This is a genomic window from Hymenobacter yonginensis (assembly GCF_027625995.1).
GTDB classification, from domain to species: Bacteria; Bacteroidota; Bacteroidia; order Cytophagales; family Hymenobacteraceae; genus Hymenobacter; species Hymenobacter yonginensis.
In genome coordinates, this window is sequence record NZ_CP115396.1 from 3,909,468 (window position 1) to 3,924,069 (window position 14,602).

The 14,602-nt window shown below is 62.8% G+C and carries 13 protein-coding genes; 5 read left to right on the forward strand and 8 right to left on the reverse strand.

Annotated features, from left to right (window positions below; genetic code table 11):
- The first annotated feature begins 150 nt into the window (after positions 1–150).
- The 3 genes from O9Z63_RS16905 to O9Z63_RS16915 all read left to right on the forward strand — a co-directional run bounded on the left by O9Z63_RS16905 (position 151) and on the right by O9Z63_RS16915 (position 3,943).
- Complete coding sequence (locus O9Z63_RS16905; RefSeq protein ID WP_270126532.1) at positions 151–1,620, forward strand: TlpA family protein disulfide reductase; 1,470 nt, start codon at positions 151–153, stop codon at positions 1,618–1,620.
- A gap of 202 nt (positions 1,621–1,822) precedes the next feature.
- Entirely contained in the window at positions 1,823–2,845 is a 1,023-nt protein-coding gene (locus O9Z63_RS16910) for an SPASM domain-containing protein (RefSeq protein WP_270126533.1), read from the forward strand.
- Positions 2,846–3,001: 156 nt separating this feature from the next.
- Positions 3,002–3,943, forward strand: a complete 942-nt coding sequence (locus O9Z63_RS16915; RefSeq protein ID WP_270126535.1) for a mechanosensitive ion channel family protein — start codon at positions 3,002–3,004, stop codon at positions 3,941–3,943.
- 82 nt (positions 3,944–4,025) lie between these two features.
- Here O9Z63_RS16915 and O9Z63_RS16920 read toward each other — a convergent pair whose 3' ends face one another.
- Together O9Z63_RS16920 and O9Z63_RS16925 are read right to left on the reverse strand one after the other, a co-directional pair.
- Positions 4,026–4,367: a hypothetical protein gene (locus O9Z63_RS16920; RefSeq protein ID WP_044015256.1), complete on the reverse strand. Its 342-nt coding sequence runs from the start codon at positions 4,365–4,367 to the stop codon at positions 4,026–4,028.
- Between the two features lie 123 nt (positions 4,368–4,490).
- Complete coding sequence (locus O9Z63_RS16925) at positions 4,491–4,691, reverse strand: FeoB-associated Cys-rich membrane protein (protein ID WP_270126536.1); 201 nt, start codon at positions 4,689–4,691, stop codon at positions 4,491–4,493.
- Between the two features lie 254 nt (positions 4,692–4,945).
- Between O9Z63_RS16925 and O9Z63_RS16930 the strand changes: the two genes are divergently transcribed.
- Together O9Z63_RS16930 and O9Z63_RS16935 are read left to right on the forward strand one after the other, a co-directional pair.
- Positions 4,946–8,032, forward strand: a complete 3,087-nt coding sequence (locus O9Z63_RS16930; protein WP_270126537.1) for an amidohydrolase family protein — start codon at positions 4,946–4,948, stop codon at positions 8,030–8,032.
- Between the two features lie 65 nt (positions 8,033–8,097).
- Entirely contained in the window at positions 8,098–9,399 is a 1,302-nt protein-coding gene (locus O9Z63_RS16935; protein WP_270126539.1) for an amidohydrolase family protein, read from the forward strand.
- Positions 9,400–9,474: 75 nt separating this feature from the next.
- Here the strand turns inward: O9Z63_RS16935 and O9Z63_RS16940 are convergent, their stop codons facing one another.
- From O9Z63_RS16940 to O9Z63_RS16965, 6 genes are all read right to left on the reverse strand, one after another.
- Positions 9,475–10,269 (reverse strand): inositol monophosphatase family protein, encoded by a 795-nt coding sequence (locus tag O9Z63_RS16940; RefSeq protein ID WP_270126541.1) that lies wholly within the window; start codon positions 10,267–10,269, stop codon positions 9,475–9,477.
- A 129-nt stretch (positions 10,270–10,398) separates the two neighbouring features.
- Positions 10,399–12,060, reverse strand: coding sequence for an apolipoprotein N-acyltransferase (gene lnt / locus O9Z63_RS16945; RefSeq protein WP_270126543.1), 1,662 nt, complete (start codon positions 12,058–12,060; stop codon positions 10,399–10,401).
- A complete protein-coding gene (gene rsmI, locus O9Z63_RS16950) occupies positions 12,050–12,790 on the reverse strand; it encodes a 16S rRNA (cytidine(1402)-2'-O)-methyltransferase (protein WP_270126544.1) in 741 nt (246 codons plus the stop codon). The genes lnt and rsmI overlap by 11 nt, the downstream gene beginning before the upstream one ends.
- Positions 12,791–12,903: 113 nt before the next feature.
- Positions 12,904–13,152: a 4a-hydroxytetrahydrobiopterin dehydratase gene (locus tag O9Z63_RS16955; protein WP_044015246.1), complete on the reverse strand. Its 249-nt coding sequence runs from the start codon at positions 13,150–13,152 to the stop codon at positions 12,904–12,906.
- Positions 13,153–13,475: 323 nt separating this feature from the next.
- Positions 13,476–13,937 (reverse strand): hypothetical protein, encoded by a 462-nt coding sequence (locus tag O9Z63_RS16960; protein ID WP_270126546.1) that lies wholly within the window; start codon positions 13,935–13,937, stop codon positions 13,476–13,478.
- A gap of 70 nt (positions 13,938–14,007) precedes the next feature.
- Positions 14,008–14,568 (reverse strand): NADAR family protein, encoded by a 561-nt coding sequence (locus tag O9Z63_RS16965; RefSeq protein WP_270126548.1) that lies wholly within the window; start codon positions 14,566–14,568, stop codon positions 14,008–14,010.
- Between the last annotated feature and the right edge of the window lie 34 nt (positions 14,569–14,602).

Sequence of the window (14,602 nt, forward strand, 5' to 3'; positions counted from 1 at the left end):
ACATAATTCGGATTGGACTATCACAACCCAAAACCCGTATCTTCGGTACAGGAATTGACTTTTACCGCGAATAGTGTTGGCGTTCAGCTTGCGGCTGCAACAGCGGCCAGCGGCCCGGTTCCGACGCTATTTCCTGCAATACCCGTTCTGATGTCATACTCTATTCGCTTTCTTGCCGGGTGGCTGCTGGCTGCAAGCCTCACGACCCTTTCTGTTGGGGCGCAGGCCCAGGGTACGGTTACGCTCACCGGCAAAGTAAGCGGCCGCACCAACGACACCATCGCCGTATCGGTCCGCGAAAACCCGCTGGACCCGAAAGAGCAGATCACCTACGCCCGCCTCGATGACAAGGGCGAGTTCCGGATGGCCCTCAAGCTCGACGGCCCGGCCCGCGCCGACCTCGTGTACGGCGACGACGTCGCCGACCTGTTTCTGGAGCCCGGCGACGCGCTGGATATTCGGTTCCGGGGCAGCAACATGGCGGGCTCTGTGCGCTACAAAGGCAAGGGCGCCGACGCCAACACCTACCTGACCGACGTAGCGGAGCAGTTCATTGAAAATGATGGTTTTCAGGTGCTTCCTGATAACATCATGCTCTACGAGCCCGGTTTTCTGTCATTTCTGGACTACCGCCGCAAGGAAGAAAACAAGTTTCTGAAGAACGCGCTGGAAGACAACAAGTTCTCAGAAGCTTTCCGCCACTACGCCCAAGCCGAAATCGACTACAGCTACGCCAACGACCGGCTCACGTTCCCGGACCTGCGCGAGCAGGTGGTGGCCACCGAGGGCCGCCTGAAAATGTCGCCGGCGTTCTACGAGTTCCTCAACGACAAGAGCCTGACCAACAACGCGCAGGCTATGCAGAGTGAGATGTACCAGGAGTTTCTGCTCAACTACGTCCACTACCTGGCCAACAGCAACGGCAAGCTCCGCACTCACCCCGACTTCTACCAGGCCTGCTACGACATCGCCAAAACCCAGCTTAGCGGCCCGGTGCGGCCCATCATCATGGGCCGGGTGCTACAGGAGTCGTTCCGGTTTGGGCACGTGAAGCAGTCGGCGGCTATGCTGGCCGATTTCCGCACTGTGGACACCAAGAACCGCTACGCGCCGGTGCTGCAGCAGGACTTCGATACCCACAAGGCCTTTGCCATTGGCGCTCCGGCCCCGGAGTTCCGGCTGCAGACCGTCAACGGCGACTCGGTGAGTTTGCGCGACTTCCGGGGCAAGCTGGTGTACCTCAACTTCTGGCGCACCACCAGCGGCCTGAGTTTGCGCGACCTGCCCTACGCCGCCGACCTGGCCAAGAAGTTTGAAGGCAAGAACATTGTGTTCATCAACATTGCCCTCGACGAAAACGAAGGCGCCTGGAAGCAGCTCGTGACCAGCAAGCGCCTGCCGGGCGTTCAGGTGCGCGCCACCGGCGGCATGCGCAGCCCCATCCTGCGCGCCTACGCCCTCGACGATGTGCCGGCCTACTTCCTGCTGGCCGAAGACGGCACCTTCCTCAACACCAAGCCCAAGCGCCTGAGCAGCCGCGCAGCCGTCGACGAAATCAAGGAGTCGTTTGGCAAGGCCAGTACCTACACCAGCCTGCTTTCCAACGAAGCTAGCAAGTAAGTAGGTTGGAGCTGTCCTTCCGACGAAGGAGGAATCTGGGTCGGAGAGCTAAACGACCTGATCCAGATTCCTCCTTCGTCGGAAGGACAGTTCTGTAAGCACTACCGCTTTTCTATACTCTGTAAACGCCTTCTGCCCTGGCAGGAGGCGTTTTTGTTGGTATCGGGGGCGGCACCGCGCCAGCCGCTACCTTTGCTGCTACATGGCTTCTCTGCTCACCGACTCCGTTATTTTTCTTTCGAAAGCTACGCCGCGCCGCGTCTGGAATGCGGCGCAGGTGGTGGGCGGCTACGCCCTGAGCAAGCTTACGGGCAAGGCGCGCCACTGGGGTTTGCCGGTGGCGCTCAGCTTTGAGCCTACCACCAGCTGCAACCTGCGCTGCCCGGAGTGCCCCAGCGGCCTGCGCAGCTTCACGCGCCCCACCGGCATGCTGCCCGACGAGTTGTTTCGCAAGACCATCGACGAGGTGGCCTCGCGGCTGTGGTACCTGATTTTCTACTTCCAGGGCGAGCCGTACCTGCACCCCAACTTCCTGGATCTGGTGAAGTACGCCAGCCAGAAAGGCATCTACACGGCCACCAGTACCAACGCCCACTACCTCAACGACCACAACGCCCGCCGCACCGTGGAGAGTGGCCTCGACCGGCTCATCATCTCCCTCGACGGCACCACCCAGGAGGTGTACCAGCAGTACCGCGTGGGCGGCAAGCTCGACAAGGTGCTGGAAGGCACGCGCAACCTGATTAAGTGGCGGCGCGAGCTGAAAAGCCAGACGCCGCGGGTGGTGTTCCAGTTTCTGGTGGTGCGGCCCAACGAGCACCAGATGGACGAGGCCCGGCAGTTGGCCAAGGACATGGGCGTGGATGACGTGTGGTTCAAGACGGCCCAGATCTACGACTACCAGCACGGCTCGCCGCTGATTCCGACCATCGACTACTACTCGCGCTACGAAAACAACCAGGACGGCACCTGGAGCATCAAAAACCGCCTGCTCAACCACTGCTGGAAGATGTGGCACAGCTGCGTGATAACCTGGGACGGCCTCGTAGTACCCTGCTGCTTCGACAAAGACGCCGAGTACCGCCTCGGCGACCTCCAGACCCAGACCTTCCGCCAGCTCTGGCACGGCCCCAAATACCGCCAGTTCCGGGCCTCCCTGCTCAAGGGCCGCGACCAGATCGACATGTGCCGCAACTGCACCGAGGGCACTAAAGTCTGGGGCTAACCCCCTGTCGGCCGCGCCAGTAGCGCGAACTTTGTAGTTCGCGCCTCCGCGCCGTTACAGCCGCTCGAATGGCACGGCGGTGGCGCGAACTACAAAGTTCGCGCTACGGCACGGCGTAGCGGCCGTGCGTGCTTGTGGCCTGGTTTCTATCTTGCCGTGTTGCTCACCTTACTGCCCGTTTCTATGTTCGGCCTGACCCAGATCGACAAAGCCTTTACCATGCTCACCCACAAGCTGATTGGCTGGGGGCAGGAGTTCATTGTGATGCTGCCCAACCTGCTGATTGCGGCGCTGGTGCTGGTGGCTACGCTTTACGCGGCGCGGCTGAGCAAGCGCCTCATCACCAATATTTTTCCGCGCATCTCGCACAGCGCGGCCCTGCGCGATTTGGTGGCCACGCTCAGCTACGTGCTGGTGCTGTTGATCGGGCTGTTTTTTGTGCTGGAGGTGCTCAATCTGCAAAAAACCGTGACGTCGCTGCTGGCGGGCGTGGGTATCATCGGGCTGGCGCTGGGCTTTGCGTTTCAGGACATTGCGGCTAACTTCATCAGCGGCATCATTCTAGTGCTGCAGCGGCCCTTCACGGTCGGCGACGTCATCAAGACCAACGACTACACCGGCCTAGTAGAGCGTGTGAGTTTGCGCACCACCGACCTGCGCCAGGCCACCGGCGAGCTGGTGCGGGTACCCAACCGCAAGGTGTTCGAAAACGCCCTCATCAACTTCACCATCAACAGCTTCCGGCGCGTGGATGTGGACTGCGGCGTCACGTACGACGCCGACCTGGACCAAGTGCGCAGCGTGGCGCTGGCCGCCATCCGGGAGGTACCCAACCTGGCCCCCGAGCGCCAGCCCGACGTGATGTTCACCGAGTTCGGCGAGAGTGCCATTGCGTTTCAGGTGCGGTTTTGGGTGCCGTTTGAGCGGCAGCTCGACTATGTATCGGCCAAGAGCGAGGCCATCATGCGCATCAAGCGCGCCTTCGACGCGGCCGGTATTGTCATCCCGTTCCCGATCCGGACGCTGGACGTTCCGGAAACGGTGCTGCGCCGGCTGGCCCCGCCGCCAGCCGATCCGCCGGCAACGCCGAAAGCCTAGCCATCCGTCAGACACGCAAAAAGGCGCCCGGAACAGATTCCGGGCGCCTTTTTTTATAGCTAGCAGGGCTGAAACCGGCCGCTTACTTGTGGTTCTTGTCGAGGTCTTTGCCGAGGTCTTCCACGGTGCGTAGGAACTCGTCGACGTCGCCGTCGGCGTAGGTGCCGAAGGCGGTAGAGATGGTGCCTTTCACGCCGTCGGCGGTCTGGATGGCGTAGAGGATGGACATGTCGTCGGGGTTGCTTTCGCCCTCGAAGCGGTAGAAGTCCACGATGGTTACCTCGCTGGGCGCGTAGCCCTTGCTGCGGTCGTTGCCGATGGTGTGCAACCGGCCATCCTGCACGCGGAAGTCTTCCGTGAAACCGTCCTTGTTGAGTTGCTGCTCTACCTTCACGAGGGAGCGTTCTTCTTCTTTGTCTTGCATGGTTGTGTGGTATGCGAGGATGGAAACAGGCCGTAGGAACAGGGGCAAGCGAAACGCCCCCGCACCGGCTATACGAGGCCGGTACGGGGGCGGGTTGCTTTATTTTCAGGAAGGAAATCCGGCCTACTTTCCAGCGTCGGGGCGGGAGGCCGCCAGCTCGATGGTGCGCTGCAGCCGGTCGACATCAATAGCAGAGCAGGCGCCGCCGCAGCCTTTGGCGCAGCCGCCCGCACTCTTGGCGAAGAAGGCCCGCCAGAACAGCCGGCCTACGTAGAACGCCGCCGCCGCAAAGAGCAGCCCGATGATGAGAGTTTGCATCCACATAGTACCCGCAAAACTACGATGCCGCAGTAAAAGTTTGGTGTGAGCGGAAGACGAGCTGCCGCGGGCGCCGCCAGCCTGCGGGCGGCAACGTCCGGCGCGGGTTGGGGGCCTGTTTTGCCGGGGTCTGGTAAGATTTCCGCTTTTACTTGATGATCTGGCATCTGGCTGTACTTTAGCCAAGAGTTGGTCTTCTCCAGCTGAACGCCGGCCGGCCATTTGGCAATGTTCGTGCGGCCTTTCACCCTACCATCTGCATGCAAACTTCTACTCTTCGATTTACGCTGGCGGGCGGGCTGCTGCTGGGCGGCCTGGGGGCCTACGCCCAGCCCACCACCTACCCGCGCAACGGCGTCTACGACCAGCGGCCGGGCCTCTACGCCTTCACCCACGCCACCATCTTCACCGACTACAAAACCAAGCTCACCGACGCTACCCTGCTGGTGCGCGACGGCAAGGTGGAAGCCGTGGGGCCGAACCTGAAGATTCCGGCCGGCGCGGTGGTGCAGGACCTGAAGGGCAAGTACATCTACCCCGGCTTCGTGGATCTGGCCGCCAGCTACGGCCTGCCCGAAGTGAAGCCGCCCGAGCGCACCGGCCGCCGCCCACCGCCGCAGTTCGAAACCAAAAAAACCGGCGCCTACGACTGGAACCAGGCCATTCATCCGGAAACCCAGGCGGCGCAGGACTTCAAGGTGAACGACGAGCAGGCCGACGTGTACCGCCGCCTGGGCTTCGGGGCGGTGCTGACGCAGCAGCCCGACGGCATTGCGCGCGGCACGGCGGCGCTGGTGACGCTGGCCACCGCCGGCCACCGCGAAAACGAGGTGCTGCTGCTGGAACGCGCCGCCGCCGGCTACTCCTTCGACAAGGGCAGCAGCACCCAGAACTACCCCGGCTCGCTGATGGGCAGCATTGCGCTGCTGCGCCAGACGTTTCTGGACGCCGACTGGAACCAGCGCAACCCCGGCAAAGAGCAAAACCTGTCGCTCAGGGCGTGGCAGGAGCAGCGCAGTCTGCCGCAGATATTTGAGGTGAGCGACAAGCTGAACGCGCTGCGGGCCGACAAGCTCGGCGACGAGTTCAAAACTCAGTACATCATCAAAAGCCGCGGCGACGAATACCAGCGCCTGACCGACATCAAGGCCACCGGCGCCTCGTTCGTGGTGAGCCTCAACTTCCCCGACGCCTACAACGTGGACGACGTGTACGACGCCTCCCGCATTTCGCTGGAAGAGCTGAAGCACTGGGAAATGGCGCCCGCCAACGCCGCGCTGCTGGCCAAAGCCGGCGTGCCCTTCGCGCTGTCGGCCGCTGATCTGAAAGACAAAAAGAAGTTTCTGCCCAACCTGCGCAAGGCCATCCAATACGGCCTTACCGAGGAGCAGGCGTTGCGCGCCCTCACGGCCACGCCTGCCGAGCTGATCAAGGCCCAGGACAAAGTAGGCAGCCTGAAACCCGGCCTGACCGCCAACTTCCTGGTGTGCTCCACCCGCCTGTTTGCCGAAGACAACGTACTGCTCGACAACTGGATCCAGGGCGAGCGGTACCAGTTCAGCACCCTGCCCGCCGACTACCGCGGCGTGTACACGCTGCAGCTGGTTACGGCCGAAAAGGTGAAGAACAATGAGTTCAAGCTTTCTGCGGATATGGCGCTCCTCGTGGAAGGCAAGCCGGAAGCGCCCCAGCTGAAAGCGGTGCTAGCGCCGGGAGACACCCTGAAAGGCAGCATTAGCGTGAATGGCGAGCTGGCGACCATCGTGTTTCCGGCCGGCAAGGATAAAAAGGCGGAGGTCATCCGCCTGAGCGGCTACTACACCCCCGAAACCCGCGTGTTTCAGGGCGACGGCCAGCTGCCTGACGCGGCGCTGGTGAAGTGGACCGCCCGCCGCCAGGAAGCCGCCAGCCGCGCCGCCCGGCGCGACTCGGCGAAGGCGCCGGAGCCGGTGCAGCTCGGGGCCATTCTGTACCCGTTTGCGGCGTACGGCCGCCCAGCCATTCCGCCGCAGGAGACAGTGCTGATCAAAAACGCCACGGTCTGGACCAGTGAGGCCGCGGGCAAGCTGGAAAACACCGACGTGCTGCTGGTGGGCGGCAAAATCTCGAAAATCGGTAAGAGCCTGACCGCCAAAGACGCCCGCGTGGTGGACGGCACCGGCAAGCACCTCACGCCGGGCATTATTGATGAGCACTCCCACATCGGCATTATCGGGGGCGTAAACGAAGGCACCCAGGCCGTAACGGCGGAGGTGCGCATCGGCGACGTGCTCGACCCCGAGGACGTGGACCTGTACCGCGACCTGGCCGGCGGCGTGACGGCGGCGCAGCTGCTGCACGGCTCGGCCAACCCCATTGGGGGCCAGTCGCAGCTGATTAAGATGCGCTGGGGCGCGGCGCCTGAAGACCTGAAAGTGGCCGGCGCCGATGGGTTCATCAAGTTCGCGCTCGGCGAAAACGTGAAGCAGTCGAATGCCGGCGAGGCCAACGTGCTGCGCTTCCCGCAGTCGCGCATGGGCGTGGAGCAGGTGTTTGTGGATGCCTTTACGCGGGCCCGGGAGTACGAAAAGGAGTGGGCCGCCTACAACAAGCTCGGCAAAGGCAAGCAGAAGAAAACCGAAGCTCCGCGGCGCGACCTGGAGCTGGACGCGCTGGTGGAAATCCTCAACAACAAGCGCTTCATCACCTGCCACAGCTACGTGCAGAGCGAAATCAACATGCTGCTGAGCGTGGCCGACCGGATGGGCTTCAAGGTGAACACGTTCACCCATATTCTGGAAGGCTACAAAGTGGCCGACAAGATGAAGGCCCACGGCGCCGCCGCCAGCACCTTCGCCGACTGGTGGGGCTACAAAAACGAGGTGCGCGACGCTATTCCCTACAACGCCGCCATCATGCACGATGCCGGCCTGAACGTGGCCATCAACTCCGACGACGCCGAAATGAGCCGCCGCCTCAACCAGGAAGCCGCCAAAACGGTGAAGTACGGCGGGCTGTCGGAAGAGGAAGCGCTGAAGCTGGTGACCATCAACCCGGCCCGCATGCTGCACCTGGACCAGCAGATGGGCAGCATCCGGGAAGGCAAAGATGCCGATGTGGTGCTGTGGAGTGGCCACCCGCTGAGCGTGTACTCCCACGCCGAGCGCACCTTCGTGGATGGCCGCCAGTTCTTCGACCTGGAGTCGGATAAGGTGCTGCGCCAGGACATGGAGCGGGAGCGGCTGCGCATTGTGCAGAAAATGCTGGCGGCCAAGAAAGGCGGCGCGCCCACCCAAACGGCCACCGCCAAACCCACCGGCCACTTTCACTGCGACACCGACGGCGAGGAAAAAGAGCTGGACCAGTAGAACAGAACGATTAACTCCACCGCGCCACTTAGAAGGGCGCTGGACTACCAGAAACTTCAGCAACAATGAAACAACTACTGTTCTGCTTACCCCTGCTGACGGCTCTCACGGCTGCCGCGCAGGTACCCATGCCGGCCCCGGCCCAAAGCAAGCCGATTCTGCTGGTGGGCGGCAACCTGCACGTGGGCAATGGCACGGTGGTGCCCGACGCCGCCGTGGCCTTCGACAAAGGCCGCATCACCTACGCGGGCGCCCAAAGCGGCTTCGCGCAGCGCGCCGGCTACGAGGTGATTGACGTGAAAGGGCAAGAAGTGTACCCCGGGCTGATTCTGCCCAACACCACGCTGGGCCTCACCGAAGTGGAATCCATCCGGGCGACGGTGGACGAGCAGGAAGTGGGCCAGATGAACCCCAACGTCCGCTCCCTGATTGCCTACAACACCGACTCCGACATCATCCCGACGGTGCGCACCAACGGCGTGCTGCTGGCCCAGATTACGCCCCGCGGCGGGATGCTGTCGGGCCAGAGCAGCATTGTGCAGCTCGATGCTTGGAACTGGCAGGACGCCGCCGTGCGCCCCGACGACGGCCTGCACCTGAACTGGCCGGCCATGGTGCTCAAGCTCAACCCCGCCGAAGACGAAAAGGCGGTGGAGCGCCGCACCAAAGAGCGCCAGACCCAGCTGCGCGACCTGGAAGCCATGCTCACCGAAGCCGCCGCCTACAAGAGCCTGCCGGCCGGCCACCGCGAAAACCTGCGGCTGTCGGCACTGAGCGGCATTTTCGACGGCTCCAAAACCCTGTTCATCCACGCCGACTACGGCAAGGAAATAGTGGAAGCGGTGAGCTTCGCCAAGCGGCTGGGCGCGCAGAAGGTGGCCGTGGTAGGCGCCCGCGACGCTTGGATGATGCTGGACTTCCTGAAGCAGCACGACATTGCCGTGGTGCTCTCGCGCACCCACGCCCTGCCCCGCCGCCCCGGCGACGACTACGACCTGCCCTACCGGCTGCCCAGCATCCTGCAGCAGGCCGGCATCCGCTACTGCCTTGATTATGAAGGCAGCATGGAAACGGCCGGCTCGCGCAACCTGGCCTTCATTGCGGGCACCTCGGCTGGCTTCGGCCTCACCCAGGAGCAGGCCCTGACGGCCGTCACGCTCAGCCCCGCCCGCATCCTGGGCATCGACAAAGACTACGGCAGCCTGGAAACCGGCAAAAGCGCCACTCTGGTGGTAAGCAGCGGCGACCTGCTGGACATGCGCACCAACAACGTCACCCACGCCTACATCGACGGCCGCGCGTTCAGCTCCGAGAACAAGCAGCTCTACCTGAACCGCAAGTTCAAGAGCAAGTACAGCATGCCGTAAGCTGGAATCTGGGCACATGCAAAGGGGCCGACTCCACGTGGAGTCGGCCCCTTTGCATGTGTGCGAACTGTCAGGCTACTTCCAGAACTCCCGGATGGTGTCCTGCATTTCCTGGTGCACGTGGCCGTTGGAGGCCAGCACTTGCCGCCCAAACAGCGGGTCGCCATCCTGCAGAAACTCGGTGGTGCGGCCGCCGGCCTCGGTCACAAGCAGCAAGCCGGCCGATACGTCGTAGGAGTTGAGGTTGAACTCGAAGAAGCCCTCGAAGCGGCCGGCCGCCACGTAGGCCAGATCCACGGCCGCCGAGCCCAGCCGCCGCACGCCGTGCGACTTGCGCATAAACGCGCCCAGCACCTGCAGGTAGTCGTCCATCAGCCCGAAGTCGGTGTAGGGGAAGCCGGTGGCAATGAGCGAGCTGTTGAGGTCGGGCACGTCGCTGACGTGGATGGGCAGCTCGTTGCAGAAGGCGCCGGCGCCTTTGGCGGCCCGGAAGCACTCGTCGCGCACCACTTCGTACACCACGCCCGCCACCAGCTCCTGCCCCCGGATCAACCCCACGCTCACGGAGTACACAGGCAGGCCGTGCACGAAGTTGGTGGTGCCGTCGAGCGGGTCGATAATCCAGTTGAACTCCTCGGCGCGGTCGGCGCCTTCGGTGCCTTCCTCGGTGATGAAGCCGGCCTCGGGCAACACCTCGCGCAGGCCCGCTACCAGCAGCTTCTCGGTTTCCTTGTCCACGTACGACACCAGGTCGTGGACGCCTTTGCTCTCAATCTGGCCGCGGTGAAAAGTAGCCGCCTCCTGGCGGATGAACTGCCCGGCGTGCCGCGTGACGGCCGCCAGCTGAAAGCTGATTTCGTTGTAATCCATAGAATGTAGCATAAGCTTTAGCTTGTGCCTTGAGTTGAAAGAAAAGCACCTTACCGAAGCAGCAATGGCTTTTTGGAAGGCGCTGAAGAACGCATACGGGTTGCGGTGGCTGACGGCACAGGCTGAAGCCTATGCTACACTTCGGCGCCGCACACCCTGCACCACCGTGAAACCCAGCAGCAGCGCCGCCAGCACCTGGCAGGCGGGCCCGATCAGCTCGCCGTGGCGGACGTAGAACGTCTGCTCGGTGTTGAGGTGCACGGTGTAGCGGCGGGCGTCCTGCGTCCACCAGGCGGTGCGCGCCAGGAACTCGCCTTTCTGGTTGATGAAGGCCGAAATGCCCGTGTTAGCTGAACGAGCTACGTCGCGGCGGGTTTCGATGGCACGCAACGTGGCGTACTGCACGTGCTGCTGGTGGCCGGGCGAATCGGACCACCAGCCGTCGTTGGTGATGATGCCGATGAGGGTGGCGCCGCGCTTCACATATTCAGCCATGAAGTCGCCGTACACCGACTCGTAGCAGATGCTGGGTGCCAGGCGCAGGCCAGGCGTGGCGGTCTGGAACACGGTGCGCTCGTCTTGGCTGCCGTAGGAGCCCACGAAGCCACCCAGGTCGATGTTGTTGATGAGCGAGGCCAGCGCCACCGGCACCTTCTCCACGCCCGGCACCAGCCTGGACTTGTGGTAGAACGTCACGGCCCCCGTAGCGCCCGGGAAGTGCACGGCCGTGTTCGATACGTCGTAGTAGCCGAGGTCGTCGCGGAAGCGGGCGGTGGGCGTGGCGGTTTCCTTAGAAGGGTACTGCGTGATGCTGGTGATGCCCGTAATCAGCTCCAGGCCAGGGTGCTGCCCCAGAAAGTTGCGCACCCGCTGAATCTTAGGGTTGGCATCAAACGACTGTTCGAAATACGGTTCTTCCAGCGCCGTTTCGGGCCAGAGCACCAGCTTGGTCTGGGGCGTAAGCTGCTGCTCGGTGAGGCGGATGAGGCGGCTGAGTTGCTCGTCGTAGGGAATGAAGTTGGGCGTGCTGCTGAACTTCTCCAGGTACGGATCTACGTTGGGCTGAATCACCACCACCTCGGCGGCCGCACCCTTTTCCTGGTAGTTGCTGCCGATGAAATACGACAGGCCGATGGGCAGCAGAGCAGCTACCAGCGGAGCCAGCCAGCGCCGGGCCGGGCCATCCGTGGCCGAACGCCGATATAGCGCCCCAAACGCTAGGATGTTCACGGCCCACATCCAGACGGAGCCGCCTAGGAAGCCGGTGTACTCGTACCACTGCACCAGGTAGTTGGCCTGCGCGAAGCCGTTGCCGAGCGTGAGCCAGGGCCAGGTGAGGTCCCAGTGCAGGTGCAGCTGCTCGAAGGCAATCCAGTAGACCGGCAACGACAGATAGCCCAGCACCGAACCGGCCAGCCGCTTGGTGTGGTAAAACGCCATAACGGGCGCGCTCATCAGCAGGGCATTAAGCACCACGGCCGTGATGCCGCCGCCCAGCGTGCTGTAGCTCACCCAGTAGGTGGTGAAGGCGTTCCAGAGCAGCAGACTGAGGTAGGCGTAGCGAAACACCTTCCAGCCGCTGGCCCCGCGCTGCACCAGCAGCTGCTCCATCCGTAAAAATGGCACCCAGGTCACCAGCAGCACCAGCGCCAGCGGGCCGGGGTGCACCGGCCAGCCCAGCCAGAGCAGCGCCGCGCTCAGCAGCGCCAGCAGGCTGGGCAACCAGTAGGCCAGGCGGCCGGCGGTGGGCGCGGCCGTTTCGGCGGAAGTCAGGGTGGGGTTATTCGTCACGGTCGTCGGTTGCGTAGCGGTCTTGCTTGATGCGTTCTTCCTTTTCGCGGCCCTGCACCACCAGCACAATCTCGCCTTTGATGGCGGCGCGGGCGGCGAAGTTGGCAGCCAGCTCGGCCAGCGGAGCCGTCACGGTTTCCTCGAACAGCTTGGTTAGCTCGCGGCTCACGGAGGCGGGGCGCTCGGGGCCCAGCACGGCGGCCAGCTGCTCCAGCGTCTTCACAATCCGGTGCGGCGACTCGTAGAAAATCATGGTGCGGTGCTCGTGCGCCAGCTCCTGCAGGCGGGTCTGGCGGCCCTTCTTCACGGGCAGGAAGCCCTCGAACGTGAACCGCTCGGCCCCGAAGCCCGACTTGAGCAGCGCCGGCACGAAGGCCGTGGCGCCCGGCAGGCACTCCACCCGCAGGCCCCGGGCCAGGCACTCGCGCACCAGCAGAAAGCCGGGGTCGGAAATGCCAGGCGTGCCGGCGTCGGAAACCAGGGCCATGGTTTCGCCGCGCTCCAGGCGCTCCAGCAGCCGCTGCACCTGCTGGTGCTCGTTGTGGAGGTGGTAGCTAAGCATGGGCTTTTTCAGGCCCAGGTGCTGCAGCAGGCGGCCGCTGGTGCGGGTGTCTTCGGCCAATACCGTATCCACTTCGCCCAGAATCCGGATGGCCCGCAGGGTGATATCCTCCAGGTTGCCGATGGGCGTGGGCACGAGGTAAAGCAGGGTTTTGGGAGCGTCAGCCATAGCCGCAAAGGTAGCGGAGTTGCGGGCTGCGAGTAGCGCGAACTTTGTAGTTCGCGCACTCACACCGTTCAGGCAGTTGGTATGGCGTGGGGACGCGAACTACAAAGTTCGCGCTACTGCCCGCCGTACTCGGCGGCCAGCTGGTCGATGGCGGCGGCCAGGGCGTGGTCTTTGTCGGTGACGGTGTTGCCGGCGTCGTGGGTGTGCAGGCGGAAGCTGACCACGTTGTACTCGTTGCTCCACCAAGGGTGATGCTGCTGGTGCTCGGCTTCCTCGGCCACGTCGGTCATGAAGCTGAAGGCCACTTTGAAGTCGGGGAAGCGGAAGGTGCGGGTCAGGGTGTTATCGGTTTCGGTCCACATGGGGGTTGGGAGATTAGGGTTCGGTGTATTGCCCGGTCTGACGGCAGAAGAATGCTTCTTGGGGTGCTTCGCTCTGAGCTCTGTCAGTTGCCGGTCTATATCGGTGGTGGCTTCAATGGCTTGCCGCAGTATTGCGTCGACATCCGTGCCCGTCATTTCGATTGCCAGGCCGTGCCGGGACTCCAAACGAACTACATATACACCGTTGGATACCTCTTTGTACGTGAAGCTCCAGCCGGGTGGCAGGTTGGGACTATCGGATTCAGTCCACATGGGGGTTGAGGGTTGCAGTACAAAGTGAAGGGCAGGCTGAGTAACTCAGCCTAATGCTCTTCTACCCAGCTGCGTAGCACACGACCGTCCGGTGTGAGAGCAACCGTCAGGAAGCGAGGATCAATAATAGACCATCCAACGGGATATTCCAGCAGCTTTACCTGCTGGCCATACGTCCGAAAAAACCGATTACTGCGGGCGTCAAGCTGCTTCTGTTGGTCTTCGCTCAGGGTCACCGAGTCGGGCCCACGCAGCGAATCAGGCAGGGCCATGGTGGGGGGCAACAAATAGGTTGCTGCTTCCTTGTACGGTGCCCCGAGCTTCTGGACAACCTGCTGCCGTGTCATGCCGGCACGAAGATGGTTTTTGATTACATCCTGCACCATGTAGGCGCGGGGATTGCGCGTGTCTTCCACACCGGAATTTTGCAACCACACTTCCTGATCGAAGGAAGCTGAATGTGAACAGCCCAGCACGAGAAAAGAGAGAACAGCAACTGGTGATAATTTCATGGTACGCAAGGCTTTATATAAACTGATTGCAGGAATTATTCAGGAACCTAAATACTATAACTAACCGGCACTATCCAAGCTGCGCCCGCACTTCCATCAACGCAAAGCCCAGCAGGTTGAGGCCGCGCCAGTTGGCCGGATTGGCGGCCTGCGGGTGGCTCTGCGCCATCCCGATGCCCCATACCGGGTCTACAGGGCTGGCCTCCACCATCACGCGGGCGCCCGTGCCCAACAGAAATGCCCGCAGCGCCGGATGCTGGCTGAACTTGGCCGCATTGCCGCGCACCACCACCGCGAAGCGGGCGTCATTCCAGCGGGCTTCGTCGAAGTTGCGGACGGTGCAGCCCAGCTTTTTAGCCTGTTCGGGATGGGAGGAAGCCAGAATGGCCTGGCGGGTGGCTTCGTCCTGAAACAGGCGGGCTTTTTCGGCCATCATGTAGTGCTCGGCGGTGGCGTAGGTGTCGCCATCCAGCTCGAAAGGCGCCGGATACCATTGGCTGAACACCTCCTTGCCGACGCGGCCAGCCCCGGTATGGCCCCAGAAATACAGATACTTCACAGCCGCCCCAGCCTCCAGATGGTGCAGCAGGCTCTCGACGGAACGAATGGCGGGTAAGTCGGCGGCGGGCATGGCAGGTGCGGGGAGGAAGCGCGAATATTTTAGG

Excerpts from the sequence above, each read along its gene's own strand:
- O9Z63_RS16965 (WP_270126548.1), bottom strand. The coding sequence starts at position 14,568 with ATGCCCGCCGCCGACTTACCCGCCATTCGTTCCGTCGAGAGCCTGCTG.
- rsmI (WP_270126544.1), bottom strand. The coding sequence starts at position 12,790 with ATGGCTGACGCTCCCAAAACCCTGCTTTACCTCGTGCCCACGCCCATC.
- O9Z63_RS16905 (WP_270126532.1), top strand. The coding sequence starts at position 151 with ATGTCATACTCTATTCGCTTTCTTGCCGGGTGGCTGCTGGCTGCAAGC.
- O9Z63_RS16935 (WP_270126539.1), top strand. The coding sequence starts at position 8,098 with ATGAAACAACTACTGTTCTGCTTACCCCTGCTGACGGCTCTCACGGCT.
- O9Z63_RS16930 (WP_270126537.1), top strand. The coding sequence starts at position 4,946 with ATGCAAACTTCTACTCTTCGATTTACGCTGGCGGGCGGGCTGCTGCTG.
- O9Z63_RS16910 (WP_270126533.1), top strand. The coding sequence starts at position 1,823 with ATGGCTTCTCTGCTCACCGACTCCGTTATTTTTCTTTCGAAAGCTACG.
- O9Z63_RS16955 (WP_044015246.1), bottom strand. The coding sequence starts at position 13,152 with ATGTGGACCGAAACCGATAACACCCTGACCCGCACCTTCCGCTTCCCC.
- O9Z63_RS16960 (WP_270126546.1), bottom strand. The coding sequence starts at position 13,937 with ATGAAATTATCACCAGTTGCTGTTCTCTCTTTTCTCGTGCTGGGCTGT.
- O9Z63_RS16920 (WP_044015256.1), bottom strand. The coding sequence starts at position 4,367 with ATGCAAGACAAAGAAGAAGAACGCTCCCTCGTGAAGGTAGAGCAGCAA.
- O9Z63_RS16940 (WP_270126541.1), bottom strand. The coding sequence starts at position 10,269 with ATGGATTACAACGAAATCAGCTTTCAGCTGGCGGCCGTCACGCGGCAC.
- O9Z63_RS16925 (WP_270126536.1), bottom strand. The coding sequence starts at position 4,691 with ATGTGGATGCAAACTCTCATCATCGGGCTGCTCTTTGCGGCGGCGGCG.